We start from the raw sequence: 23,554 nt of genomic DNA, 5'->3' as shown, positions 1-23,554 counted from the left end.
TGGCGGGGACGGTAGCGGGCGGGGCGGGGTGCGGCAACGCCGGGGTGGGGGTGCGGTGGCGGGCCGGCCTGCCGGGGGGCCGTCGGAGGCCGCGGGGGCATTGCCTACGCTGCGGGGATGATTCGTACCGCCACACCTGCCGATGTCCCTGTCATCCACGAGATGGTCCGCGAACTCGCGGAGTACGAGAAGGCGTTGCACGAGGCGCGGGCCACCGAGGAGCAGCTGCGTGAGGCGCTGTTCGGGGAGCGGCCGGCGGCGTACGCGCACATCGCGGAGAACGAGGAGGGCGAGCCGGTCGGTTTCGCGCTGTGGTTCCTGAACTTCTCGACGTGGCGCGGGGTGCACGGTATCTACCTGGAGGACCTGTACGTGCGGCCGTCGCAGCGGGGTGGGGGGCACGGCAGGGCGCTGCTGACGGAGCTGGCGCGGATCTGCGTGCGGCGGGGCTACGAGCGCCTCGAGTGGGCCGTCCTGGACTGGAACACGCCTGCCGTCGAGTTCTACCGGTCGCTCGGAGCGGTGGCGATGTCGGAGTGGACGGTGAACCGGCTGACCGACGAGGCGCTGCTCCGGCTGGGGTCGGGGGAGTAGGCCGCGCGGACCGGCTGTCCGTCACGAGGTGACGAGACGCACGGCGGCGAGATCGCCGCGCTGGTACGGGAGTTCCTGCGCGGCGTGGGGTACTGAGCGCGGCGCCCGGGCGCGACCTACGGGACGAGGACGACCTTGCCCATCGTGCCGCGCGTCTCCAGCGCGCGGTGGGCCGCCGCCGCTTCGGCCAGGGGAAAGCGCTGGACCGCCGGGGTCAGGCGGCCGGCCGCCGCCTCGGCGAGGGCGCGGTCCTCCAGGGTGCGCACGGGGTTGTCGCCACCGGCCCTGGCGAGCATCGCCGGGCCGAGTACGCCCTCGGAGGTGATGCCGCGCTCGGCCAGTTCCTGGTCGGTGAACGTCAGCGGGGAGCCGTCGTGCAGGCCGTCCGAGGACCAGCCGAAGACGATGTGCCGGCCGCCCCTGCCGAGGAGGCCGACCGCCGCGCGGCCGGTGTCGCCGCCGACCGAGTCGAAGACGACGGTGGCCGCGCCGCCGCCCAGGAACGCGCGTACCTTCTCCGGCCAGTCCGGCAGCGTGTAGTCGACGGCCAGGTCCGCGCCGTTCTCCTGTACGCGGGCGACCTTGGCGGAGCCGCCGGCCAGGCCGATGACGGTGCCTCCGGCGTTCTTCACGTACTGCACGAGGAGCGTGCCGATGCCGCCGGCGGCGGCCGGGACGACGGCGACGGTGTCGGCCGTCACCTCGGTGAACTGGAGGATGCCCATGGTGGTGCGGCCCGTGCCGATCATGGCGACGGCCTGGGCCTCGTCGAGGTTGTCCGGGATCTCCTGGAGGCGGTCGGCGTCGGTGACGGCGAGTTCGGCGTAACCGCCCGGGTTCATGCCGAGGTGGACGACGACGCGCTTGCCCAGCCACGACGGGTCGGTGCCCTCGCCGAGCGACTCGACCGTGCCGGCGACCTCGCGGCCGGGGACGGTGGGCAGCTCGGCGGGGGCCGGGAAGGGGCCCGTCATGCCCTCGCGCAGGGCGGTGTCGAGGAGGTGCACGCCGGCCGCCGCCACGGCGATGCGGACCTGGCCGGGGCCGGGCACGGGGTCCTCGGTCCGCTCGTACGTGAGGTTCTCCGCGGGGCCGAAGGCGTGGAGGCGGATGGCGTGCATGGCGGGCTCCTGTGGCGTCGTCGGGGACTGCTGATCTGCGACCGGGCCCAGGCTCGTGCCTCAAGCGCGGTTGAGGTCAAGCCCCTCACGCCCTCCCAGCCGTCGCGTCTCCCCGCCCGGTCCGTCACGTCTTCCGCCCTGCCCGTCACGTCCCCCGAGCCCGTCACGTGCCCCATGTCCGGTGCCGGGGGTGGTCCTCCTGGTCCGCAGGGCCAGGGTCGCCGCCTCCAGCCCGCTGTTGAACGACACCTCGGCCAGCAGGCCGGGCGCCGCCACCTGGTCGCCCGCGAGGAACACCCCGCCGCCCCGGTTGACCGCGGGGCGGTCGCGCCAGGTGGTGCCCGGCCGGTCGAGTGCGCCCGTGCGGCCCGCGGCGACGGCCTGCCGCCGCCAGGTGGTGCGCTCGCGCCAACCGGGGAAGCCGAGGTCGAGCAGGCGCTCGGCGCGTGCCACGCCGTCCGCCGCGGACTCGCCGGGGGCAAGGGGGAACTGGCTCTGGATCAGCTGTTCTCCGGCGGGGGCGAGCGTGGGGTCCTGGGCGGTGAACCGTTCGATCCAGCCGGGCGACTCCAGGTCGGAGACGACGAAGGGGTCGCCCCGGCGCGTCCTGACGGCCAGGTCGAACAGCGCCGTACGCCCGCTGTCCCCCACCAGGGTGTCGTCGGCCAGGAGCCGCCGGGCCGCCGCCAGCGACGTGGCGACGATCACCGGGCCGCCGTTCTCGGGAAGGGCGGTGATCCGTTCGGCCGTCTCGATCCGTACGCCGAGGTTCCAGGCCCGCGCGGCCATGCGGTCGACGACGGACGCCCAGCCGCCGCGCGGGTAGTGCGCCTCGGGCGGGAGTGCGACGAGGCGGCGCAGCCGCTCCTGGACGAAGCGGGCGGAGAGGGAGCCGGGGTCGTGGTGGAAGAGGGCGACGCCGGTGAAGTGCGCCGCCGCGCGGGCTCCCGCCCCGCCCACCTCGCCGGTGGCCCAGGACAGGAAGTCGGCGTCCACGGGGGCCTTCGCGGGAGAACGGAGGGCGAGTCGCACCAGCGCGAGCGGCGGGGTGCGGCGCAGGGCGCCGCCCCGGTGGAAGCGGAAGCGGGCGGCTTCGAGCGGGGGCACGGCCGCGACGGGGCCGATCAGGTCGCGCTGCTTGAGCCACGACCAGAGCGGGCCGCCGCTGTAGAGCGCGTGCGGACCCTCGTTGGTCCTGTACGGGCCCTCGGCGGTGCGGGCCCGCCCGCCGAGGGTGTGGTGGGCCTCGTACAGGGTCACCGCGCTGCCGGACTCGGCCGCGGTGACGGCCGCGGTGAGGCCGGCGAAGCCGCCGCCGATGACAGTGATGTGGTGCCGCATCTTGCGGTCTCCTTGCCGTCGTGGATCGCTCTTCACAGGGGTGACGGACGGCGGGGCCCCGGATGTGACATCAAGGGCGCGGACGACGCCCGGGGATTGTCAGTGGCGTGGTCCAGCATGGGGGGATGGCACGGAACACGAACACCGCGAACACCGCGAGTACGAGGAAGACCCGGGCCGTCCGCCCCGTCCGGCGCCCGGAGGTGCGGCTGCCGCCGCTCGCGCCGTTCGGCCCCGGTGCGCTGCTGGAGTCCGAGGGGGACTACGACGGCCTGGAGTTCCGTGACCTGGACCTGAGCGCCCAGGAGGCGCGCGGCGCGCGCTTCCTGGACTGCGGGCTGTACGGCGTGGCGCTGGACGGGACACGGCTGGGCCGGGCGCGCTTCATCGACTCGGTCCTGGACGGGGTGCGGGGCGTGGGCACCGATCTGGCCGAGGCGGGGCTGCGCGACGTGGAGGTGGTCGACGCCCGCCTGGGCGGGGTGCAGCTGCACGCGTCGTCCTGGGAGCGGGTGCTGGTGCGGGGCGGGAAGATCGACTACCTGAATCTGCGCCGGGCCCGCCTGAAGGACGTGGTCTTCGAGGGGTGCGTACTGGTCGAGCCGGACTTCGGCGGGGCGCGCCTGGAGCGGGTGGAGTTCCGCGACTGTGTGCTGCGGCGGGCGGACTTCGACGCGGTCTCGATGACGGACGTGGACCTGCGCACGGTGGCGGAGCTGGACGTCGCGCGGGGCGTGGACCGTTTGGCGGGCTCGGTGATCAGCCCCTCCCAGCTGCTGGAACTGGCGCCGGCGTTCGCGGCGCAGATCGGGGTGCGGGTGGAGAACCCGGGGGAGTAGGGAGGAGCGGCCCGCTCAGGCGGGCATCCGGGGGAACCGGGCCTGGAGGTCCCAGACCGCCGGGTTGTCGGCGAGGCCGTCGTGCATGTCGGTGAGGTCCGCGATCAGGTCGTGCAGGAAGTCGCGGGCCTCGCGGCGCAGCAGCCGGTGGCTGAAGGTGATCGCCGGCTCCTCGACGGGCATCCAGTCGGCCGCGATGTCGACCCAGCCGAAGCGGCGCTCGAAGAGCATCCGGTCCGTCGACTCGGTGAAGTCCAGCTCGGCGAACTGCGGCTTCGCGGAGCGGCTGCCGCGCGGGTCCTGGTCGAGCTGCTCCACGATGTCGCACAGCGCCCACGCGAAGTCGAGCACCGGGACCCATCCCCAGGCTGTGGACACTTCCCGGTCCGCCTTGGTGTCCGCGAGATACACGTCCCCGCAGAACAGGTCGTGCCGCAGATCGTGGACGCCGGCGCGCCGGTAGTCGGTCTGCGGGGGGTCCGGGAAGCGGCGGGAGAGGGAGTAGCCGATGTCGAGCACGTAGTCGATGGTGTCACGGCCGGGCGGGGCGACCGTACGTTCGAGTGGATGGCGGCGGCTCGCGCGGCGGGCGGGGGCCTCCTCCTCACGGCAGCAGGCGCTGTTCCTTCGCCACCGCCACCGCGCCCGACCTCGTGTCCACGCCCAGTTTGGCGTAGATGCGGCCCAGGTGGGTCTTCACCGTCGCCTCGCTGATGAACAGCGCGCGGGCGATCTCCCGGTTGCCCAGGCCCTGCGCCAGCTGCCCGAGGATGTCCGTCTCCCGTTCCGTCAGCGCCGGGCGCGCCGCGCCGCGCATGCGGTCCATGACCCGGCCGGCGACCGGCGCGGACAGCGTCGTACGGCCCTGGGCGGCCGAGCGGATCGCGGTGAAGAGTTCCTCCGGGCGCTCGGCCTTGAGCAGGTAGCCCGTGGCGCCCGCCTCGATCGCCCGGGTGATGTCCGCGTCCGTGTCGTACGTCGTCAGGACCAGCACGTGCACCCCGGTCGGGGCGATGCGGCGGGTCGCCTCCACGCCGTCGATGCCCGCGCCCAGCTGTAGGTCCATCAGCACCACGTCCGGCCCGACCTTCGCGGCCAGCGCCACCGCCTCCTCGCCGCTGCCCGCCTCCCCGACGACCTCGATGTCCGGTTCGCTGCCCAGCAGGGCGAGCAATCCGGCGCGTACGACCGCGTGGTCGTCGCAGAGCAGGATCCGTACCGGACTCATGACGGGGGCTCCAGGGGGATGGCGGCGGAGAGCACGGTGCCCTCGCCGGGGGCGGACTCGATCGTCAGGGTCCCGCCGAGCTGGCGCACCCGGGCGCGGATCGCGGGCAAACCGTGGCCGCGCACGCCGGAAGGGGCGGACGGTACGTCGTCGGGACCGAAGCCCGTGCCGTCGTCGGCGATGTCCAGGACCACCTGGTCGCCCAGGTACGTCAGCGTCAGGGCCGCCGCCCGCGCGTGCGCGTGCTCGCGCACGTTCGCCAGCGCCCCCTGCGCGATCCGCAGCAGCGCCGACTGCACCCGGTCCGGCAGGCCGCCCGCCGGCGTCCCGTCCACCCGGAACGCCGCCGACTCGCGGGCGGCGAGCATCCGCAGCGCCTCCTCCAGGCTGCCGCCCTCGGCCAGGTCGGCGGGGGCCAGGTCGTGGACGAAGCGGCGCGCGTCGGCCAGGTTGCGTTCCGCGATGGACTCGGCCGTACGGACATGGCGGCGGGCCGTCCCGGGGTCCGCGTCCCACTGCCGCTCCGCGGCCTGGAGCAGCATCTGCTGGCTGGACAGGCCCTGGGCCAGCGTGTCGTGGATCTCCATGGAGAGCCGCTGGCGCTCGGCGAGCGTGCCTTCGCGCCGCTCGGTGGCGGCCAGTTCGCGGCGGGTACGGATCAGGTCGTCGATCAGCGCCCGCTGCCGCGCGGCCTGCCGCTGCATGTGGAGGAAGACGGCCGTCGCGACCGCCGCAACCGCCGGCGGGGCCAGCACCAGGTTGGGGTCGAAGCCGCCGTGGGAGAGCTGGAGCTGCGCGGCGACGACGAACGCGGTGAGCACGCCCACCAGGACGATCGCCGCGCGGGACGGGAGCGTGCGCAGCCCGGTGTAGAAGAGCGGCACCGCACACCACGCGAAACTCGGCGCCAGGACCACGAGCACCATCCAGACGGCCACGACCCCGCCCAGCCAGGCCAGCCCGCGGGGCGCCGGGCGGGCCGCTCCGGCGGCCGTGGGGCCCAGGACCGGGCCGAGGACGTACAGCAGGGCCAGCGTGACGCTCAGCGCGATGATCCACGGGGTGCGGGCCTCGCCCGGGTGCCGGAGCAGGAAACGGGTGAGCGAGGCGCCGAGCAGCAGGAAGAACGCCACGTGCATCACGGGGGCGAGCCAGCGGGCGTCCGGGTCGGGCTGCCGCGACCGCTCGCGCGCGCCGTGCTCGTCCTCCTGGACCTGCTGCTGCCGCACCGTTCGCTCCTCACCGGCCTGCGTCTTCGTCCCCATGGTGACCCGGTGGGACCAGGCCCGCATCAACCGATCGGCTGACGGGAAGGTCGGCCGACCCGCTCGCCGTACGGAGCCGGTACGCCGACGGTACGGGCCCGGAAACGGCCGGAGGATCGATGACAGAGCCGGTTGGGCGCAGCGCACCGCCGCCCGGCCCGCCACCCGCACCGCGCTCGACGACCCGTACGACCACCTCTCCCCAGGAGTACCGCCATGAAGAACCTCTCGTTCCGCACCCGTGTCCTGACCGGCGCCGTCGCGGCCGCCGCCCTCAGCGCCGGCACGTTCGGCGCGCTGTCGGCCAACGCCACCGAGCCCGCCGCCGCCCCGGCGGTCGCCGCCAAGGCCGACCCGGCGAACAAGGACCTCCAGCAGACCACCCACCTGACGGTCGCCGCCGCGACCGAGGCCGCGCAGGCCGCCCTGGACGCCGCCGCGAACGAGAACCAGCGCATCACCGTCGCCGTGGTCGACCGCAACGGCAACACGGTCGTCACGCTGCGCGGCGACGGCGCCGGTCCGCAGTCGTACGAGTCCGCCGAGCGCAAGGCGTTCACCGCCGTCTCCTGGAACGCGCCCACCTCCGAGCTGGCCAAGCGCCTGGCCCAGGCCCCGAACCTGAAGGACATCCCCGGCACGTTGTTCCTCGGCGGCGGCGCCCCGGTGCAGGTCAAGGGCGCGCCGATCGCGGGCATCGGGGTGGCCGGGGCGCCGAGCGGCGACCTGGACGAGAAGTTCGCGCAGGCGGGCGTCGCGGCGCTGGGCAAGTAAGGCCGGCGGGACCCCACCCCGGCACCCCGCCTGGCGCCCGCCCGCGCCCGCCCCGGCTCCGGGCGCGAACCGGGTGAGGGTCACATTCCGCGCATAGGATCATCTGTGTGGATCAAAGGACTCGCGTACGCCGCCGCACTGTTCCCGCCGTCGCCGTCGCCACCCTGCTCGCGCTCACGTCGGCGTCGTGCACGAGCCTCGGCGGCGTCGGCGGTGTGCGGGGGGCGCCGGGCGCCTCGGGCGTGCGCGACCCGTACTTCCCGAGGCTCGGCAACGGCGGGTACGACGTACAGCACTACTCCCTGACCCTCGACTACACGCCGCACCGCGCCGCCGGTGAGGGCCGCTCCGGCCGCGCGGACCACGGAGGCCCGGCCGGCCGGCTCACGGGCACCGCCGAGATCACCGCCCGCGCCACCCAGGACCTGAGCGCCTTCAACCTCGACCTGCACGGCCTGGAGGTCTCGTCCGCGACCGTGGACGGCGCCGAGGCGGCCGTGAGCCGGGCGGGCCACGAGCTGACGCTGCGCCCCGAGACCGAACTGACCGACGGGGACACCTTCACCGCAGTCGTCCGCTACTCCGGCACCCCCGCCACCATCACCGACGCCGACGACACGCGGGAGGGGTGGCTGACGACCCGGGACGGCGCGGTCGCGCTCGGCCAGCCGAGCGGTTCGATGGCGTGGTTCCCCGGGAACAACCACCCGAGCGACAAGGCGTCGTACGACATCGCGGTCACCGTGCCCGAGGGCCTTCGGGCCGTGTCCAACGGCGAGTTGAGGAGCGAACGCACCCGTGGCGGCCGCACCACGTTCACCTGGCACAACGGCGAGCCGATGGCCAGTTACCTCGCGACCGTCGCCATCGGCAGGTACGAGGTGAAGACCTCGCGCACGCCGTCGGGCGTGCCCGTACGCACGGCGGTGGACCCGACGGTCGCCCGGAGCAGCGCGAAGGTCCTGGCCACCGTCCCCGAGGTGATGGAGTGGAGCGCGAAGAAGTTCGGCCCGTACCCCTTCAGCTCCGTGGGCGCGATCGTCGAGCGCGGCAACGACTCCGAGTACGCCCTGGAGACGCAGACCAAGCCGGTCTTCCCCGGCGCGCCCGACCAGGGACTGCTCGTCCACGAGCTGGCGCACCAGTGGTTCGGCAACTCGGTCACGCCCAGGACGTGGCGGGACATGTGGCTCAACGAGGGGTTCGCGACGTACGCGGAATGGCTGTGGGCGGAGGACGCCGAGCGGATTCCGGTGGGCGCCAGCTTCCGCCGCGCCTTCGCCGAGCAGGCGAACTGGGCGTTCCCGCCCGCCCATCCGCCCACGGCAGCCGACATTTCGGACGAGCCCGTCTACGGGCGCGGCGCGATGGTGATCCACAAGGTGCGTGAAGCGGTGGGCGACGCCGTCTTCTTCGCCATCGTGCGGGGGTGGACCGCCGAACACCGCCACGGCAACGCGTCGACGGACGAGTTCACGGCGTACGTAGAGAAGCAGTCGGGCGCGGCCCTGAAGGACGACCTGCAGGACGTCTGGGACACCTGGCTGTACGGGAAGGACAAGCCCAAGTCGAGTGGTGGCGGGGGGTGACGTCCGGGGCTGCTGCTGCGGAGCGTGCGGGTGTGGTTGCACCAACCCCGCAGAAGGCGAGCACCCACGCCCGATATGTCGTCATGCGCACCATCGTGGTGGTCGCGCGTGTGTCATCTGTGCGATTGGTCCCACAACCGACGCCCCAGCCGACCCCGCAAGCGTCGCGTCCGACGCCCCGCCCAGGCCACCTCGCCGCACTCGCCGGCCGACGCGGCAGGGCCCCGGCCTGAGCCGGGGCCCTGCGCTCGGCCGCCGTGTCGGCAGCCGTCCATCAGCCGTCAGCCACCGGTCGTGGGCCGGTGGGCGCGACGTGTCAGACGTTGACGCCGAAGTCCGACGCGATGCCCGTGAGGCCCGACGCGTAACCCTGGCCGACCGCGCGGAACTTCCACTCCGCGCCGTTGCGGTAGAGCTCGCCGAAGATCATCGCGGTCTCGGTCGCGGCGTCCTCGCTGAGGTCGTAGCGGGCGATCTCGGCGCCGCCGGCCTGGTTGACGATGCGGATGTAGGCGTTGCGCACCTGGCCGAAGTTCTGGCTGCGGGTCACCGCGTCGTAGATCGAGACCGGGAAGACGATCTTGTCGACGTCGGCCGGCAGGGCCGCCAGGTTGACGTTGATCGCCTCGTCGTCGCCCGCGCCCTCGCCACTGCGGTTGTCACCGGTGTGGACGATGGTCTGGTCCGGCGTCGCCTTGTTGTTGAAGAAGACGAAGTGTCCGTCGGAGTAGACCTTGCCGGTCGGGTTGACCGCGATCGCGGACGCGTCGAGGTCGAAGTCGGTACCGGTGGTCGTGCGGACGTCCCAGCCGAGGCCCACGGTGACCGCGGTCAGGCCCGGGGCCTCCTTCGTAAGCGAGACGTTGCCGCCCTTGGACAGACTTACAGCCATCGGGATGTCCTCTTCCTTGAAGTCGTGCGGGCCGGTCGGACCGTGGGGTCCGAAGCTACCGTCACCCCTTTAACGCCGACAGGCCGCCGCCAGGTTCCACTCCCCCGGGAAAAGTGCGTGACGTGACGCCCGTCGGCACGGGATCATTGGACGCATGTCCGGGCCTCATGTCATTCGCGGTGCTGTCTCCCTGCCGGAGGCGGAGCTGACGTGGCGTTTTTCCAGGTCCTCCGGACCCGGCGGCCAGCACGTCAACACCACTGACTCCCAGGTGGAGCTGCGCTTCGACCTGGCGAGGACCGAGGCGCTGCCTCCGGTCTGGAAGGAGCGCGCCCTGGAGCGGCTCTCCTCGCGGCTCGTGGGCGGCGTCATCTCCGTACGGTCGTCCGAGCACCGCTCCCAGTGGCGCAACCGCGAGACGGCTCTCGTGCGCATGGCGGCCCTGCTCGCCGAGGCGACCGCCCCGCCGCCCAAGCCGCGCAGGGCGAAGAAGATCCCCCGGGGCATCAACGAGCGGCGCCTGCGCAACAAGAAGGCGCGCGGCGAGACGAAGCGCGGCCGTTCGGGCAGCGGCTGGGACTGAGGGGCCCGGCACCCGCATCGCGGGCGACGCCGTGGTGGGTCCGTCGCCCAGGCCGCGGATGGTGCACGCTCAGGCCGCGGATGGCGCAGGCTCAGGCCGGGTGGCGTGCAGGTCGGACGGCGCTCAGGACAGGTGGCGGTAGCGGCCCCGGAAGTACGCCAGCGGTCCGCCGTCCGGGTTCGGCAGGGACACCTCGAGCACCCTGCCGATCACCAGCGTGTGGTCCCCCGCCTCCACCCGCTGCTCGGTCGTGCACTCCACTACCGCCAGCGCGCCGCCGATCAGCGGCGCGCCCGACGCAGCGCCGCGCGTGTGGGGCACGTCCTCGAACAGCAGACGGTCGCTCAGCCGGCCCTTCATCGCGAAACGTCCGGCGATGTGCCGCTGACTGTCCGACAGGAGTGAGACGGCCCACAGCGGCTGCTCCGCCAGCAGGTCGTCCATGCGCGAGTCGTTCCGTACGCTCACCATCACCAGCGGCGGATCCAGGGACACCGACATGAAGGCCGTCGCCGTCATGCCGACGTCCTCGCCGCGCGCTCCACTGTCCGGATCGTGCGCGGTCACCAGGGTCACGCCCGCCGTGAAACGGGACATAGCGGCCCGGAACTCTTCGCTGCTCACCCCCTCAGGATGGGGGATCGGGGCATCGGACCGGGGAGAAGTCGTAGGGAACACACGGAGAACGCTATGCCCGGCCCTTCCGCCGCCACCATCGGGCACAAGGACCAGTACGCTCGCCTTCTGGTCCTAGGACCTTCCGCTTTGCGCTTTGCGTTCAAAAAACCGATGGAGCGCTCCCACCCACCTCACGCGGCCGTTCATCCTCTGACGTGACTTGAGTCACACAGGCGGGGAATTGCTGACCCTGTGTACCGGGTGGGCAGCTCGCTGTGATTCAGTGGCCGTGATACTGCAACAAGTGCGGCGATTGAGGATCCTGGAGTTGCTGTCGAGGTCTCGGGGAGAGCGAACACATGGAGGCCGAGTCCGAGCCCTACGTCCGCCTGGCGACGCTGCGGCAGCTGCACCAGGTGGTCGCCGACCTGAACCGGGCGACCAGCCTGGCCGACACCCTTCAGGCCGTGGCCGACGGAGTCGTCGCCGGTCTCGGATACGAGCTGGCCTGCGTGAACCTGGTCCAGCCCGACGGTGACCTGGTCATAGCGGCCTTCGCGGGCAATCCGGCGGCCGAGGCCCTGATCACCGGCCGCGTCGGCTCCCGCGCCTCCTGGGAGCGTCGCCTCTCCATGGGCGAGGCATGGGGTGACCTGCACTTCATCCCGCACACCGAGGGCTGGGTCCTGCTCGACGACGACGTGCCGCAGTGGCACACCGACGGCCCCGAGCCCCGGTTCGCCGACGAGTGGCACCCCCACGACCGCCTCTACGCCCCGATGTACGCGTCCGGCGGCGGCCAGGAGCTCCTCGGCGTCATCTCCGTCGACCGGCCCCGCAACGGCCGGCACCCCGGAGCCTGGGGCCAGGAGGCGCTGCAGATGTACGCCTCCCAGGCGGCCATTGCGATCAGCAACGCCCGGCTGCGCGCAAACATGCAGCGCGCCCTCGTCCGCCTGGAGCGCGAGCAGCAGGCGCTGCGCGCCAGTGAGGAATCCTTCCGCCAGGCTTTCGAGTACGCCCCCAGCGGCATGGCCATCGCCGAGATGGGCGGCGACCAGCACGGCCGGCTGCTGCGGACGAACGACGCGCTGTGCCGCCTGCTGGGCCGTCCCGCCTCCGCGATGCGCCGCTACTCCTTCGCCGACCTCGTCCACCCCGAGGACATCGGCACCCTGCTGCGCACGTCGGCCGAGGGCGGACGGGCCGAGCTGCGGCTGGCGCGCCGCGACGGCACGTACGTCTGGGTGTCGCTGCGCAACTCCGTCGTCGCGGACACCACCGACGGACCGCGTTTCCTGCTCACGCACGTCGAGGACATCGAGGAGCGCAAGCGCCACGAGCTGCACCTCGCCCACCGCGCCTCGCACGACTCGCTCACCGGCCTGCCCAACAGCGCCGAACTGCGCTCCCGCCTCGCCGCCCGGCTGTGCCGCCGCCCGCACTCCGTGCGCGCCACGGCGGTGGAGGCCCTGGACGCGGCGTACGGCGAACCGTCCGCGGCGGCGGTGCCCGAGCACGACTTCGACTACAACCCGCACACCGACGCGGGCTCCTTCGACCACCACGTCCACATGGTCGCGCCCACCTCGGAGGGCGTGGGCCAGGGCGCCGGCGTCGACGACGGCACGAAGGGGCTCGCCGTCCTCTTCTGCGACCTGGACGGCTTCAAGTCGATCAACGACCGCTTCGGGCACCACACCGGTGACGCCGTGCTGATCGAGGTGGCCCGCCGTCTGACGACGTGCGTGCGGGACGGTGACACGGTCGCGAGACTCGGGGGTGACGAATTCGTCGTTCTCGCCGACGGTCTCGGCAGCGCGGACGCCGCCGACCTGGCCGTACGCCTGCGAAACGCCATCATTCCGCCCATCCGGGTCGACGGCCGGGCGGTCCGCGTCGGAGCGAGCTTCGGCATCGGCTGGGCGAGCTGCGGGATGTCGGCGGACGAGGTGCTGCAGTCCGCTGACCAGCGGATGTACGTGGAGAAGCGCTCCCGCGCCAAGGTTCACAGGCGCGCGGGTTGAGAGACCTCTCACTACCGCACTGTGGTCTTCGCCAAACCTTCGGGTTGCCCGTTCGGGGTAGGCTCGCCGGGTCGGCGACGGCTGGCGAACATGGTGAGGAGTGACCAGGGATGACTGCCGCGAACAACGGCACGAGCACGCCTGAGGACGACGATCCGTTCGGCTACCTCTACGAGGACGGGCAGGCGGCGGGCGCCGTCCCGCCCGGCTCGGGCGGCTACGGCTACCCGGGTCCGGCCTCGCAGCCCGGGGTGCCCAGAACGTCGTACAACCAGGTGCGTACGGTCGGTGAGCGGCAGTACGGGCAGCAGCAGCACGGCCAGTACCAGCAGCAGTACGGGCAGCAGGTGCCGCCCCAGCAGGCGTACGGCCGGCCCAGCGCCCACTACGCGGCCCCCGAGACCCAGCCCGGCGGCGCGCCCACCCGCCCGGTGGCGACGCACTCGCACTCCGGCGGGGTCGGCGGGCGCGGTGGCGGACCCAACACCAAGGGCCTGCTGATCGGCGCGCTCGCGGTCGTCGCGGTCGTCGTCATAGGCATCGGCATCGCCCTGCTGACCAGCGACAACAAGGACAAGAACGCGCAGGCCGGCGACACGGGCGGCGGCGGCTCCAGCGTCGGCGAGTCGGTGAAGCCGAGCGACGAGCCGACCAAGAAGCCGAAGAAGCCGGCGGCTGCGCTGCCCAAGAAGGACGCGGCGCTGCTCCAGCTCTCGCCCGGTCTCTCCACGGACACGACGATCCCCGGCGCGCGGTCGTCGAGCGGCGCGTACGTCCCGCTGAACACGCCCGGTGCCTCCGCGACCTGGACGGTGAAGGTGCCGAAGGCCGGCGCGTACACGCTGTCGATCGACTACGGCGTGCCCGGCAAGGACGCGAAGACCTCGCTGACGGTCAACGGGAAGCCGCACGGCGGCGGGCTGAACATGAAGAACTTCGCCCACGCCGAGGAAGGCGCCTGGGAGAAGGGCTGGACGAACACCTTCGCCTTCGTCAACCTCACCCAGGGCGAGAACACCTTCGTGATCTCCTGCGGCGAGGGCGACCAGTGCGAGGCCAACCTCGACCGGCTGGAGCTCAAGGCGGGTCACGTCCAGTGACCCCCGCCGCCTGATGCGCTAGCGCCCCATCAGCCCCAGGAAGTGCGCCACCGTCCCGGTCATCGCCTCGCGAGCCGGGACGAGGTACTTCCTGGGGTCGACCGTCGCCGGGTTCGCGGTCAGGTACTCCCGTACCGCACCCGTGAAGGCCGTGTTCAGGGCCGTGCCGACGTTGACCTTGACCATGCCGGCCGCGAGGGCCCGCCGGATCTCCCCGTCCGGTACGCCCGACGAGCCGTGCAGGACCAGCGGCGCCGGTACGGCGTCCCGCAGGGCGGCGATCAGGCCGTGGTCCAGGGCCGCCGTCCGGTCCGTCATCGCGTGCGAGGAGCCGACGGCCACGGCCAGGGCGTCGACGCCCGTGTCGGCCACGTAGGCCGCTGCCTCGGCGGGGTCCGTCCGTACGCCGGGCGCGTGGGCGTCGAGCGGGGTCTCGCCCTCCTTGCCGCCGACCTGCCCCAGCTCCGCCTCGATCCAGATGCCGCGCTCGTGGCCCCAGCGGACCGCTTCGGCGGTGGCCTTCACGTTGTCGCCGTAACCCAGCTTCGAGGCGTCGAACATCGCCGAGCTGAAGCCCGCCGGGTGCGCCGCGCGCAGCAGCTCGACCGACTCGGCGTGGTCGAGGTGGAGGGAGAGCGGGGCGGACGAGGCGCGGGCGACGGCCGTGGCCGCCGCCGCGACGGCGGTGAGGTCGCCGCCGTGGAACTTCACCGCGTTCTCGGAGATCTGGAGGACGGCCGGCGCGCCCGCCCGCTCCGCGCCGGCCGCGATCGCCTCCGCGTGCTCCAGCGTGATGACGTTGAAGGCGGCGACGCCGTGGCCCGACTCCCGGGCGGCGGTGACGAGTTCACCGGTGCTGACGAGTGGCATGCGATCCCCTGGTGCTGGTGGTGGGAGTGCTCGGTCACGCCGCCGTGGCGTGTTCGGTGACGTCGACCCGCGGCAGCAGGTCCTCGTACGTCGTGACGTCGAACTCGCCCGCGGTCGGGGCCGCCACGGTCGCCGCGGACAACGCGACCGCCCGCGCCAGGCGCTGAGGCCAGGAGAGTCCTTCGACCAGCCCGGAGAGCAGCCCGGCCACCGCCGAGTCGCCCGCGCCCGTCGGGTTGCCCTTCACGCGCGCGGGCGGGGCCGCCTGCCAGAGGCCCTCGGGGCCGGCGGCGAGCAGGCCGTCCGGGCCGAGCGAGGCGACCACGGTGTGCGCGCCCCGGCGGCGGGCGTCGTGGGCGGCGCGCAGCGGGTCGCGGGAGCCGGTGAGCCGGGCGAGTTCGTCGGCGTTGGGCTTGACCAGGTCCGGGCGGGCGGCGAGGCCCCGCCGCAGGGGTTCGCCGCTGGTGTCGAGGAGCACGGGCACACCGGCGGTGCGGGCGCGGCGGATCAGGTCGGCGTACGCCCCGACGTGGATGCCGGGGGGCAGGCTGCCGCAGAGGGCCACCGCCCGCGCGGCGGGCAGGAGTTCGGCGTACGTGGTGAGGAAGGCGGCCCACTCCTCGGGCGTGACCGCCGGTCCCGGCTCGTTGAGCTGCGTGGTGTCGCCCGTGGCGGCGTCGACGACGGCGATGGTGCGGCGGGTGTGGCCGGCGATCCCGACGAGCCGGTCGGCGGGGCCGAGAGGGGCGAGCAGGTCCCGGAGCACAGCGCCGGAGGGGCCGCCCGCGAAGCCGGTGACGACCGTGTCGTGGCCGAGGGCCGCCAGTACGCGGGCCACGTTGAGGCCCTTGCCGCCAGGGCGTTCGGCGACGTCGGTCACCCGGTGGGAGGCGTGGGGGGTGAGGGCGGGGACGCGGTAGGTGAGGTCGAGCGCGGTGTTCAGCGTGACCGTCAGGATCACCCGCGTCACCCCCGTAGAAGACCGCTTCAAGCGCGCCATGCCTGGATCCGTCGGGGTGATCATGCCAAAAAGAAAGCGGTTGGCCCAGGGTCCCGGGCCAACCGCTCTGTGTCGCTTTGATATCAACTGATGGTGAAATCATCCCACTTGGGGTTACTTAGGGTTCAACCACCCAGGCGCCCCTGCGCATCACGCCCTTGAGCGTGAAGTCCGCGTCCAGCACCACCAGGTCCGCGTCCTTGCCCGGCTCCAGCGAGCCGACCCTGTCGTCGACGCCGAGCAGGCGGGCGGGGTTGGCGGAGATGGAGCGTACGACGTCCTCGACCGGGAGGCGGTCGACGGTCACCGCGCGCTTGAAGGCCGTGTCGAGCGTGAGCGTGGAGCCCGCGATGGACCCGCCGTCGACGAGGCGCGCGACCCCGTCCCTGACCTCGACGGCGAGCGGCCCGAGGTCGTACATGCCGTCGCCGAAGCCCGCCGCGTCCATCGCGTCCGTGATGAAGGCGACCCGGTCCGGGCCCGCCCGGTGGTACGCCAGCTCCAGCGCGGCCGGGTGCAGGTGCGTGCCGTCGTTGATCAGCTCGACGGTGATCCGCTCGTCCTCCAGGAGCGCGGCGATCGGGCCGGGCGTGCGGTGGCCGAGGGCGGGCATCGCGTTGAAGAGGTGCGTGGCGACGGTCGCACCCGCGTCGATCGCCTCGACGGTCTGCTCGTACGTCGCGTCCGTGTGGCCGATCGCGGCGATCACGCCGTGCTCGGCGAGCAGCCGTACGGAGTCGATGCCGCCGGGCAGCTCGGTGGCCAGGGTGACCATCTTCGCCGTGCCGTGCGCGGCGTCGATCAGCTTGCGCACCTCCGCCGGATCGGGGTCGCGCAGCAGGTCCTCGCTGTGCGCGCCCTTGCGGCACGGCGAGATGAAGGGGCCCTCGAAGTGGATGCCCGCCAGGTCGCCCTGCTGGACCAGCTCCGACAGGAGCGCGGCCTGCCGGGCGAGCACGTCCATCTCGCCGGTCACGGTGGAGGCGGCGATGGTGGTGGTGCCGTGCTCGCGGTGCGTCCGTACGCCCCGGAGCACGTCCTCGGCGGTGCCGGAGGTGAACGACGCCCCGCCTCCGCCGTGCACGTGCATGTCGACGAAGCCGGGCACGATCCAGTGGCCGGAGAGGTCCAGGACCGGAGCGTCCGCCGGGGCGGCGCCCGCGATGCGCTCGCCCGCGACGATGACCCGGCCGTTCTCCACCGTCCCGGTCGGCAGCACCACCCGGGCCCCGGAGAGAACCTTGCTTGCAGCGCGTCCGGCCATCAGGCGGATACCTCCGTGGCTTCTTCTGTGTGCGTGGGATCCGCAGCTTCGGTGGCGAGAAGGTCCCAGGCGAGGAGTCCCGCGCCCAGGCAACCGGCGGTGTCCCCGAGGGCCGCCGGAACGATGAGGGGCAGCTTCTGGAACGTGACGCGTTCCGCGACGGCCGCCCGAAGGGGTGTGAACAAGGTTTCCCCGGCCTCGGCCAGTCCGCCACCGATGATCAGGGTGCGCGGGTCCAGCAGGGTGAGCGCGGTGACCAGCCCGTCGGCGAGCGCGCCGATCGCGTCCAGCCAGACCTCGCGGGCCCGGGGGTCGCCCGACTCGACGGCCTTCGCGCAGTCGGCGGCGTCGGCGTCCGGGTCGCCGGAGGCGGCGGCCCAGGCGGCGGCCACGGCGGACGCGGACGCGAGCCGCTCCAGGCAGCCGCGCTGGCCGCAGCCGCACGGGGCGCCGCCGGGGCGTACGACGATGTGGCCGATCTCGCCCGCGTACCCGTGGGCGCCGGACTCGATGACGCCGTTGATGCCGATGGCGCCGGCGATCCCGGTGCCGAGCGGTACGAACAGGAACCGGTCCGCGCCCCTGCCCGCCCCGATCCGCCCCTCGGCCAGGCCACCGGTGCGTACGTCGTGGCCCAGGGCCACCGGCACGCCGTGCAGCCTCTCGCCGAGCAGCGCGCGCATCGGCACGTCGCGCCAGCCCAGGTTGGCGGCGTACACCGCGATCCCGTTCTCGGCGTCGACGATGCCGGGCACGGCCACGCCGGCGGCCGAGGCGCTCTCGCCGTACCGCTCCTCGCCGTACGCGCGCAGTTCGGCGGCGAAGCCGGTGATCGTCTCGACGACGGCCTCGGGCCCCCGCTCCCTGCCGGTCGCCCGGCGGGCCTCGTGCAACAGTGCGCCGTCCGCGCCGACCAGCGCGGCCTTCATCCCGGTGCCGCCCACATCGAGGGCGATGACGTGTTTCACGGGAACAGTCTCGCGCGTAGACCCAGGAAAGGTCTAGTCCACTCGCGCCCGTTCGTCACCCGGTTGTCGTGCTGTCGTTGACGGGTGTTGCACAAGTGAGACCGCACTGGTGTAGACCTCGTCGCGCGCATTGGGGGAAAATCGCAGCTCATACGGATGTGTAGGACAACGAATTCGGGTGGGAAAGAGCTGTGCACCGGCGTTTCTTGGGTTTGACCGCCACAGTGGTGGCACTGGGCATGACGGCGGCCCTGGCGGGTTGCTCAAGCTCCGACGGCGGTGACGTCACGCTCAAGCTGGTCGCGGCGGACTACGACCCCGAGGGCGGCGACAGCACCAAGCTGTACTGGGACGGGGTCGCCGACGCCTTCGAAGCCGAGAACAAGGGCATCAAGGTCGACGTCACGATCTACGACTGGAAGGACGTCGACCGCGAGGTCGCCGAGATGGTGGAGGCCGGCAAGGCCCCCGACATCGCCCAGATCGGCGCGTACGCCGACTACGCGGCCGACGACAAGCTGTACTCGGTCGACCAGCTGCTCTCCATCCCGGTCCAGGCCAACATGCTCGCCCCGCTGGCCGAGGCGGGCGAGGTCGGCCGGGTCTCGTACGGCCTGCCGTTCGTCGCGAGCACCCGCCTGCTCTTCTACAACCAGAAGCTCTTCACCCAGGCAGGCCTCGAACCCCCCAAGACGTGGGACGGCATCGAGAGCGCGGCGAAGACGCTCAAGGCGCGCGGCGTGAAGTACCCGTTCGCGCTGCCCCTCGGCAACGAGGAGGCGCAGGCCGAGACCATGATGTGGATGCTCAGCAACGGCGGCGGTTACACCGACTCGGTCGGTACGTACATGATCGACTCCGACCAGAACGTCGAAGCCTTCAGCTGGCTGAAGAACACCCTTGTCGGAGAAGGGCTGACCGGCCCCGTCGCCCCCGCCAAGCTCGACCGCAAGCCCGCCTTCACGGCGTTCGCGAACGGTGAGGTCGGCATGCTCAACGGCCACCCCTCGCTGCTCCAGCAGGCCAAGCGCAAGGGCGTCAAGGTCGGGATGGTGCCGCTGCCGGGACCCAAGGGCAAGGCGCCGTCGAGCATGGGCGTCGCCGACTGGATGATGGGCTTCAAGCAGAACGGGCACGCCCGTGAGATCGGCAAGTTCCTCGACTTCGCCTACAGCGACGAGAACGTGCTGAAGTTCGCCGACGAGTACGACCTGCTGCCGGTCACCGTCTCCGCCTCCGAGGAGATGGCCGAGGATCCGGCGCACAAGGACCTGTGGCCCTTCCTCGAAGCGCTGCCCGGCTCGACGCTCTACCCGGTCGGCAAGACCTCGTGGGCGAAGGTCAGCGAGAGCGTCAAGAAGCAGATCGGCTCGGTCGTCGGCCCCGACGGCGACCCCGCCGGGACGCTCGGGTCGATCGGCCGCGAGGCGTCGACGCTGGAGAACGCCGAGTAGGCGACGGGGGCGGGGCTGGGCTTTCCGCCCCGCTCTAGACTGCTGATATGCCTGACGCCCCGGACGAGCCCGACGCGGAGCGGCCCGTCGCCCCCGCCTCCGGGCTCTCCGAGCGGGACCGCGCCGTGCTCGCCGTCGAGCGGCGGTCGTGGCCGGGGCCGGGAGCCAAGGAGCGGGCCGTGCGCGAGCAGCTCGGCATCTCGCCGACCCGCTACTACCAGCTCCTCAACGCCCTGCTCGACGATCCCCGCGCCCTCGCCCACGACCCCGTCACGGTCAACCGCCTCCGCCGGGTCCGCGACGCCCGCCGCGAGCGCCGCTGAGGCACCGGGCGGTCAGCCGACCGCCCGGTGCCGAGCCGGGCGGCCGCCGGTAGGGTCAGGGGGCATGGGCAGCCAACCGCAACCGCAATCGCACCCCCTGCCGACCGGGTTCACGCCCGCGACCCCCGCCGGCCGTGACGGCCTCGCCGCGTTGCAGGCCGCGCCGGACCGGGCGCTGATCGCCATCGACTTCGACGGCACCCTCGCCGACATCGTCCCCGACCCGGAGCAGTCCCGTGCCCACCCCGGCGCGGTGGAGGCGCTCGCCGCGCTCGCGCCGAACGTCCGCTCCGTCGCCGTGATCACCGGCCGCCCGGCCGGGGTGGCGGTCCGCTACGGCGGCTTCGCCGGAGTCCCGGGGCTCGAACACCTCGTCGTACTGGGCCATTACGGCGCCGAGCGCTGGGACGCGGTCAGCGGCACCGTGCACGCCCCCGCCCCCCACCCCGGCGTACAGGCCGCCCGCGCCGAACTCCCCGGCTTCCTCGACGGCATCGGCGCGTGGCGAGGCTCGTGGATCGAGGAGAAGGGGCAGGCCGTCGCCGTGCACACGCGCCGCGCGGAGGACCCGGTGCGGGCGTTCGAGTCCCTGCGGGCGCCGCTCGGCGAACTGGCGGCCCGCCACGGCCTGATCGTCGAACCCGGCCGCATGGTCCTGGAGTTGCGCCCGCCCGGCGTCGACAAGGGTGTGGCGCTCGCGGAGTACGTGCGGGAGGTCGGGGCGGGGTCGGTGCTGTACGCCGGGGACGATCTGGGCGACGTCGCCGCGTTCTCGGCGGTGGAGAAGCTGCGGACGGAGGGTGTTCCGGGGCTGCTGGTGTGCAGCGGATCGGAGGTCCCCGCGCTCGCGGACCGCGCGGACCTGGTGGTGGACGGCCCGGCGGGAGTGGTCGCGCTCCTCTCCGCCCTCGCCACGACGGCAACCCGCGCCTGACCCCGGGGCGGCCCCCCTTGCGCGGGGCCTTCCCCACCCCGCTCCCCGACCGGGCACAAGCCCCCGCCCCCAAGGCCCTACGGCCACGTCCTCAACCGCCGGACGGGTTGGACATAGCCCCAAGGCGAGCCGGCCGTGCCCGGGTGGGTGTGTCCTCAAGCGCCGGACGGGCTGGATATGGCCCGGAGGTGAGCCGGACGACCCCGGCCGGGCCGAACTCCGCACCGGTGCCCAGGGGAACGCCCCCGCCTAAGACGACGTCAGCGCGTCGAGTTGGGCCAGGAACCACGCCGTCGGGGGCAGCGCGGTCGCCGCCGCCGCCAGGCGTTTCGTGCGTTCCGAGCGTTCGGCCGGCTCCATCGTCAGCGCCTCGTGCAGCGCATCCGCCGTGGCCGTCACGTCGTACGGGTTGACGACGATCGCGTCGGCGCCGAGCTCCTCGTACGCCCCCGCCTCCCGCGACAGCACCAGCGCGCACCCCCCGTCCGAGACGACCGGCATCTCCTTCGCCACGAGGTTCATGCCGTCCCGGATCGGGTTCACCAGCGCCACGTCGGCCATCCGGTACGCCGCCAGCGACCGCCCGAAGTCGTCGTCCAGCTCCATCAGGACCGGTTCCCAGCCGTCCGTCCCGTACTCCGCGTTGATCTCGTCCGCGAGCCGCCGCACCTGCGCGGTGTAGTCGCGGTACACCGCGAGGTCCTGCCGCGACGGGTAGGCGAACGCGATGTGGACGACCCGGCCGCGCCACTCGGGCCGGTCCGCGAGCAGCCGCCGGTACGCCAGCAGGCCGCGGACGATGTTCTTGGAGAGTTCCGTACGGTCCACCCGGACGATCGTCCGGCGCCCGTCCCCCACCCGCTCCCGCAGCCGCACCAGCCACTCGTCCACGTCCTCCTGGTGCGCCCGCTCCCGCAGGAAGTCCGCGTCCGCGCCCAGACCGTGCACGCCCACCGCGGTGCCGTCCAGCGCGTCCGGGCCCAGCACGTCCACCGCGCACTGGGCGAACGCGTCCGCCCAGCGCCGGGTCAGGAACGCCACCCGGTCCGCGCCGAGGAGCCCCCGCAGGAGCTGGCGCGCGATGTCGTCGGGGAGGAGGCGGAAGTAGTCGACCGGCGCCCACGGGGTGTGCGTGAAGTGGCCGATCCGCAGGTCGGGGCGGAGCTCGCGCAGCATGCCGGGCACCAGGCACAGGTGGTAGTCCTGCACCAGCACCGCCGCGCCCGGAGCGGCCTCCGCCGCCAGCGCGTCGGCGAAGGCGCGGTTGTACGTCTCGTACGCCGCCCACTGCCGCCGGAACTCCACGTCGAAGACCGGCTCCAGCGGCGTCTGGTACAGCAGGTGGTGGACGAACCACAGCACGGAGTTCGCGATGCCGTTGTACGCGTCCGCGTGCGTCCCGGCGTCGATGTCGAGCATCCGTACGCCCGCCGTGCCCGTGCCGCGCCGCACCGCCTCCCGGTCGCCGTCCCCGAGCGCCGCGCAGACCCACAGCGAGTCGGCGTCCGACCCGATGGCCGAGAGGCCCGAGACGAGGCCGCCGCCGCCGCGCCGGGCGGCGAGCGTGCCGTCCTCACGGAGCGTGTACGAAACCGGGCCGCGATTGGATGCGACGAGAACCTGTGCAGCGCGCTCGGAGACCATGTGGCGAACCTAGCCCGTCCGGGAACCCCTCAAACGTGCGTACGGCTCACACCGGCCACAGTGGCCGTCACGCGACCCGCCGCGTCGCGTACTCGGCGATCTCGCACACCGGCGGCCGCTCCTCCGTGTCGACCGGGTGCGTCCGCGGGACGAAACCGACCCCGTCCGCGCCCCGCTCGAACTGCGTCAGCGCCGGCCGCACGATGTTGCCGCGCGACAGCCGCAGCTGGGCCGTCCGGTAGATCGTGGCGGCCATCCGCCCGAGCGCCTGCCCGTCCTGGTGGCGGTGCTTGCGCACACCGACGTCGACCTGGGCCAGCGCGTCGAGGCCCACCGTGTGGAGGGAGTCGACGAGGAGCCCCAGTTCCACTCCGTAACCGACCGGGAAGGGCAGGCGTTCGAGCAGCGAGCGGCGCACGGCGTACTCGCCGCCCAGCGGCTGCACGAAGCCGGCCAGCTGCGGCCAGTGCAGGTTGAGGATCGGGCGCGCGACCAGCTCGGTCACCCGGCCGCCCTGACCTGTGGCTTCGCCCAGGGGGCGGTCGTACATCGCCTTGACGAAGTGCACGTCCGGGTCGGTCAGCAGCGGCCCGACGATGCCGGAGACGAAGGAGGCGGAGAAGTCCTTCAAGTCCGAGTCGATGAAACACACGATGTCACCGTCCGTGACGAACAGTGACCGCCACAGCACCTCCCCCTTGCCGGGCAGCGCCGGTATTCGGGTGAGCACTGCGTCACGGTGGACGACCCGCGCGCCCGCCGCCGTCGCCACCTGGGCCGTCCGGTCCTTCGAGCCGGAGTCCAGTACGACGAGTTCGTCGACCAGGGGCACGGTCTCCATCAGTTCGTGGCGTATCGCCGCGACGATGTCACCGACCGTCTCCTCCTCGTCGAGGGCGGGCAGCACCACGCTCACGGTGAGACCGCGACGCGTTTTGGCCGCCATCAGCAGGTCCAGCGGCCGGTCGGCGGTCGACCAGGACCGCAGGTCAAGCCAGCGCTCCACCTCTTCCAGCACGGCCTTCTCCCTCGTCCGGCGAGCCTTGGGGCGGCTCGTCCTGTGATCCATCTCGCGGTGCGGACGACTGTCTCAACCGTCCGGGGGTTCGGTTACAGTCTTGAACAA

23 protein-coding genes are annotated in these 23,554 nt (G+C 72.9%); 10 read left to right on the top strand and 13 right to left on the bottom strand.

Features of this window, described 5'->3' with window-relative positions; all coding sequences use genetic code 11:
• The first annotated feature begins 117 nt into the window (after positions 1-117).
• Positions 118-594, top strand: coding sequence for an N-acetyltransferase family protein (locus tag AC07FK_RS17545; protein WP_479105752.1), 477 nt, complete (start codon positions 118-120; stop codon positions 592-594).
• Positions 595-710: 116 nt separating this feature from the next.
• Here AC07FK_RS17545 and AC07FK_RS17540 read toward each other — a convergent pair whose 3' ends face one another.
• On the bottom strand, positions 711-1,715 hold the full coding sequence (locus AC07FK_RS17540) for a zinc-binding dehydrogenase (RefSeq protein WP_479105751.1): 1,005 nt from the start codon (positions 1,713-1,715) through the stop codon (positions 711-713).
• A 60-nt stretch (positions 1,716-1,775) separates the two neighbouring features.
• On the bottom strand, positions 1,776-3,056 hold the full coding sequence (locus tag AC07FK_RS17535) for an NAD(P)-binding protein (RefSeq protein WP_479105750.1): 1,281 nt from the start codon (positions 3,054-3,056) through the stop codon (positions 1,776-1,778).
• Between the two features lie 125 nt (positions 3,057-3,181).
• On the opposite strand from AC07FK_RS17535, the gene AC07FK_RS17530 reads away from it, so the two are divergent.
• Complete coding sequence (locus AC07FK_RS17530; RefSeq protein WP_479105749.1) at positions 3,182-3,895, top strand: pentapeptide repeat-containing protein; 714 nt, start codon at positions 3,182-3,184, stop codon at positions 3,893-3,895.
• A 15-nt stretch (positions 3,896-3,910) separates the two neighbouring features.
• On the opposite strand, the gene AC07FK_RS17525 is transcribed toward AC07FK_RS17530, so the two are convergent.
• The 3 genes from AC07FK_RS17525 to AC07FK_RS17515 all read right to left on the bottom strand — a co-directional run bounded on the left by AC07FK_RS17525 (position 3,911) and on the right by AC07FK_RS17515 (position 6,262).
• The gene (locus tag AC07FK_RS17525; RefSeq protein ID WP_479105747.1) at positions 3,911-4,414 is read right to left on the bottom strand and encodes a hypothetical protein; all 504 of its coding nucleotides are present in this window, start codon (positions 4,412-4,414) and stop codon (positions 3,911-3,913) included.
• An 85-nt stretch (positions 4,415-4,499) separates the two neighbouring features.
• Entirely contained in the window at positions 4,500-5,123 is a 624-nt protein-coding gene (locus AC07FK_RS17520; protein ID WP_479105746.1) for a response regulator, read from the bottom strand.
• Positions 5,120-6,262, bottom strand: coding sequence for a sensor histidine kinase (locus AC07FK_RS17515; protein WP_479105878.1), 1,143 nt, complete (start codon positions 6,260-6,262; stop codon positions 5,120-5,122). The genes AC07FK_RS17520 and AC07FK_RS17515 overlap by 4 nt, the downstream gene beginning before the upstream one ends.
• 342 nt (positions 6,263-6,604) lie before the next feature.
• Here AC07FK_RS17515 and AC07FK_RS17510 point away from each other — a divergent pair, with 342 nt between their 5' ends.
• Together AC07FK_RS17510 and AC07FK_RS17505 are read left to right on the top strand one after the other, a co-directional pair.
• Positions 6,605-7,162: a GlcG/HbpS family heme-binding protein gene (locus tag AC07FK_RS17510; RefSeq protein ID WP_479105745.1), complete on the top strand. Its 558-nt coding sequence runs from the start codon at positions 6,605-6,607 to the stop codon at positions 7,160-7,162.
• Positions 7,163-7,269: 107 nt separating this feature from the next.
• Positions 7,270-8,751 carry a M1 family metallopeptidase gene (locus tag AC07FK_RS17505; RefSeq protein WP_479105744.1) on the top strand — a complete coding sequence of 494 codons (1,482 nt, stop codon included), beginning with the start codon at positions 7,270-7,272 and terminating at the stop codon, positions 8,749-8,751.
• 316 nt (positions 8,752-9,067) lie between these two features.
• On the opposite strand, the gene AC07FK_RS17500 is transcribed toward AC07FK_RS17505, so the two are convergent.
• A complete protein-coding gene (locus AC07FK_RS17500; RefSeq protein WP_479105743.1) occupies positions 9,068-9,643 on the bottom strand; it encodes a TerD family protein in 576 nt (191 codons plus the stop codon).
• A gap of 154 nt (positions 9,644-9,797) precedes the next feature.
• Here AC07FK_RS17500 and arfB point away from each other — a divergent pair, with 154 nt between their 5' ends.
• Entirely contained in the window at positions 9,798-10,226 is a 429-nt protein-coding gene (gene arfB, locus AC07FK_RS17495; protein ID WP_479105742.1) for an alternative ribosome rescue aminoacyl-tRNA hydrolase ArfB, read from the top strand.
• A 123-nt stretch (positions 10,227-10,349) separates the two neighbouring features.
• Here the strand turns inward: arfB and AC07FK_RS17490 are convergent, their stop codons facing one another.
• Entirely contained in the window at positions 10,350-10,850 is a 501-nt protein-coding gene (locus tag AC07FK_RS17490) for a flavin reductase family protein (RefSeq protein ID WP_479105741.1), read from the bottom strand.
• Between the two features lie 353 nt (positions 10,851-11,203).
• Between AC07FK_RS17490 and cdgB the strand changes: the two genes are divergently transcribed.
• On the top strand, positions 11,204-12,871 hold the full coding sequence (gene cdgB, locus AC07FK_RS17485) for a diguanylate cyclase CdgB (protein ID WP_479105740.1): 1,668 nt from the start codon (positions 11,204-11,206) through the stop codon (positions 12,869-12,871).
• Between the two features lie 110 nt (positions 12,872-12,981).
• Complete coding sequence (locus AC07FK_RS17480) at positions 12,982-13,971, top strand: carbohydrate-binding protein (RefSeq protein ID WP_479105739.1); 990 nt, start codon at positions 12,982-12,984, stop codon at positions 13,969-13,971.
• Between the two features lie 18 nt (positions 13,972-13,989).
• Here AC07FK_RS17480 and AC07FK_RS17475 read toward each other — a convergent pair whose 3' ends face one another.
• The 4 genes from AC07FK_RS17475 to AC07FK_RS17460 all read right to left on the bottom strand — a co-directional run bounded on the left by AC07FK_RS17475 (position 13,990) and on the right by AC07FK_RS17460 (position 18,073).
• Positions 13,990-14,841 (bottom strand): class II fructose-bisphosphate aldolase, encoded by an 852-nt coding sequence (locus tag AC07FK_RS17475; RefSeq protein ID WP_479105738.1) that lies wholly within the window; start codon positions 14,839-14,841, stop codon positions 13,990-13,992.
• A gap of 34 nt (positions 14,842-14,875) precedes the next feature.
• Positions 14,876-15,802: a 1-phosphofructokinase family hexose kinase gene (locus AC07FK_RS17470; protein ID WP_479105876.1), complete on the bottom strand. Its 927-nt coding sequence runs from the start codon at positions 15,800-15,802 to the stop codon at positions 14,876-14,878.
• Positions 15,803-15,959: 157 nt separating this feature from the next.
• Entirely contained in the window at positions 15,960-17,105 is a 1,146-nt protein-coding gene (gene nagA, locus AC07FK_RS17465) for an N-acetylglucosamine-6-phosphate deacetylase (protein ID WP_479105737.1), read from the bottom strand.
• Complete coding sequence (locus AC07FK_RS17460) at positions 17,105-18,073, bottom strand: ROK family protein (protein ID WP_479105736.1); 969 nt, start codon at positions 18,071-18,073, stop codon at positions 17,105-17,107. The genes nagA and AC07FK_RS17460 overlap by 1 nt, the downstream gene beginning before the upstream one ends.
• A 239-nt stretch (positions 18,074-18,312) precedes the next feature.
• On the opposite strand from AC07FK_RS17460, the gene AC07FK_RS17455 reads away from it, so the two are divergent.
• The 3 genes from AC07FK_RS17455 to otsB all read left to right on the top strand — a co-directional run bounded on the left by AC07FK_RS17455 (position 18,313) and on the right by otsB (position 20,784).
• Positions 18,313-19,527, top strand: coding sequence for an ABC transporter substrate-binding protein (locus tag AC07FK_RS17455; RefSeq protein WP_479105875.1), 1,215 nt, complete (start codon positions 18,313-18,315; stop codon positions 19,525-19,527).
• A gap of 47 nt (positions 19,528-19,574) precedes the next feature.
• Positions 19,575-19,850: a DUF3263 domain-containing protein gene (locus AC07FK_RS17450; RefSeq protein ID WP_479105735.1), complete on the top strand. Its 276-nt coding sequence runs from the start codon at positions 19,575-19,577 to the stop codon at positions 19,848-19,850.
• A 64-nt stretch (positions 19,851-19,914) separates the two neighbouring features.
• Positions 19,915-20,784, top strand: coding sequence for a trehalose-phosphatase (gene otsB, locus AC07FK_RS17445; protein WP_479105734.1), 870 nt, complete (start codon positions 19,915-19,917; stop codon positions 20,782-20,784).
• A 249-nt stretch (positions 20,785-21,033) separates the two neighbouring features.
• On the opposite strand, the gene AC07FK_RS17440 is transcribed toward otsB, so the two are convergent.
• Both AC07FK_RS17440 and AC07FK_RS17435 read right to left on the bottom strand, forming a co-directional pair.
• The gene (locus tag AC07FK_RS17440) at positions 21,034-22,428 is read right to left on the bottom strand and encodes an alpha,alpha-trehalose-phosphate synthase (UDP-forming) (RefSeq protein WP_479105733.1); all 1,395 of its coding nucleotides are present in this window, start codon (positions 22,426-22,428) and stop codon (positions 21,034-21,036) included.
• Between the two features lie 67 nt (positions 22,429-22,495).
• Complete coding sequence (locus AC07FK_RS17435) at positions 22,496-23,446, bottom strand: glucosyl-3-phosphoglycerate synthase (protein WP_479105732.1); 951 nt, start codon at positions 23,444-23,446, stop codon at positions 22,496-22,498.
• Between the last annotated feature and the right edge of the window lie 108 nt (positions 23,447-23,554).

The organism is Streptomyces sp. NPDC046122 (assembly GCF_056429965.1).
The sequence above is the reverse complement of the archived record's forward strand: the minus strand, read 5'-3'. Positions and strand labels throughout refer to the sequence as shown.

What these genes read in the sequence shown, in the direction of transcription:
- AC07FK_RS17515 (WP_479105878.1), bottom strand. Translation starts at nt 6,262, where the DNA reads ATGCACGTGGCGTTCTTCCTGCTGCTCGGCGCCTCGCTCACCCGTTTC.
- AC07FK_RS17545 (WP_479105752.1), top strand. Translation starts at nt 118, where the DNA reads ATGATTCGTACCGCCACACCTGCCGATGTCCCTGTCATCCACGAGATG.
- cdgB (WP_479105740.1), top strand. Translation starts at nt 11,204, where the DNA reads ATGGAGGCCGAGTCCGAGCCCTACGTCCGCCTGGCGACGCTGCGGCAG.
- AC07FK_RS17450 (WP_479105735.1), top strand. Translation starts at nt 19,575, where the DNA reads ATGCCTGACGCCCCGGACGAGCCCGACGCGGAGCGGCCCGTCGCCCCC.
- AC07FK_RS17510 (WP_479105745.1), top strand. Translation starts at nt 6,605, where the DNA reads ATGAAGAACCTCTCGTTCCGCACCCGTGTCCTGACCGGCGCCGTCGCG.
- AC07FK_RS17500 (WP_479105743.1), bottom strand. Translation starts at nt 9,643, where the DNA reads ATGGCTGTAAGTCTGTCCAAGGGCGGCAACGTCTCGCTTACGAAGGAG.
- AC07FK_RS17440 (WP_479105733.1), bottom strand. Translation starts at nt 22,428, where the DNA reads ATGGTCTCCGAGCGCGCTGCACAGGTTCTCGTCGCATCCAATCGCGGC.
- AC07FK_RS17540 (WP_479105751.1), bottom strand. Translation starts at nt 1,715, where the DNA reads ATGCACGCCATCCGCCTCCACGCCTTCGGCCCCGCGGAGAACCTCACG.
- otsB (WP_479105734.1), top strand. Translation starts at nt 19,915, where the DNA reads ATGGGCAGCCAACCGCAACCGCAATCGCACCCCCTGCCGACCGGGTTC.
- AC07FK_RS17520 (WP_479105746.1), bottom strand. Translation starts at nt 5,123, where the DNA reads ATGAGTCCGGTACGGATCCTGCTCTGCGACGACCACGCGGTCGTACGC.
- AC07FK_RS17535 (WP_479105750.1), bottom strand. Translation starts at nt 3,056, where the DNA reads ATGCGGCACCACATCACTGTCATCGGCGGCGGCTTCGCCGGCCTCACC.
- AC07FK_RS17475 (WP_479105738.1), bottom strand. Translation starts at nt 14,841, where the DNA reads ATGCCACTCGTCAGCACCGGTGAACTCGTCACCGCCGCCCGGGAGTCG.
- AC07FK_RS17480 (WP_479105739.1), top strand. Translation starts at nt 12,982, where the DNA reads ATGACTGCCGCGAACAACGGCACGAGCACGCCTGAGGACGACGATCCG.
- AC07FK_RS17455 (WP_479105875.1), top strand. Translation starts at nt 18,313, where the DNA reads ATGACGGCGGCCCTGGCGGGTTGCTCAAGCTCCGACGGCGGTGACGTC.
- AC07FK_RS17530 (WP_479105749.1), top strand. Translation starts at nt 3,182, where the DNA reads ATGGCACGGAACACGAACACCGCGAACACCGCGAGTACGAGGAAGACC.
- nagA (WP_479105737.1), bottom strand. Translation starts at nt 17,105, where the DNA reads ATGGCCGGACGCGCTGCAAGCAAGGTTCTCTCCGGGGCCCGGGTGGTG.
- arfB (WP_479105742.1), top strand. Translation starts at nt 9,798, where the DNA reads ATGTCCGGGCCTCATGTCATTCGCGGTGCTGTCTCCCTGCCGGAGGCG.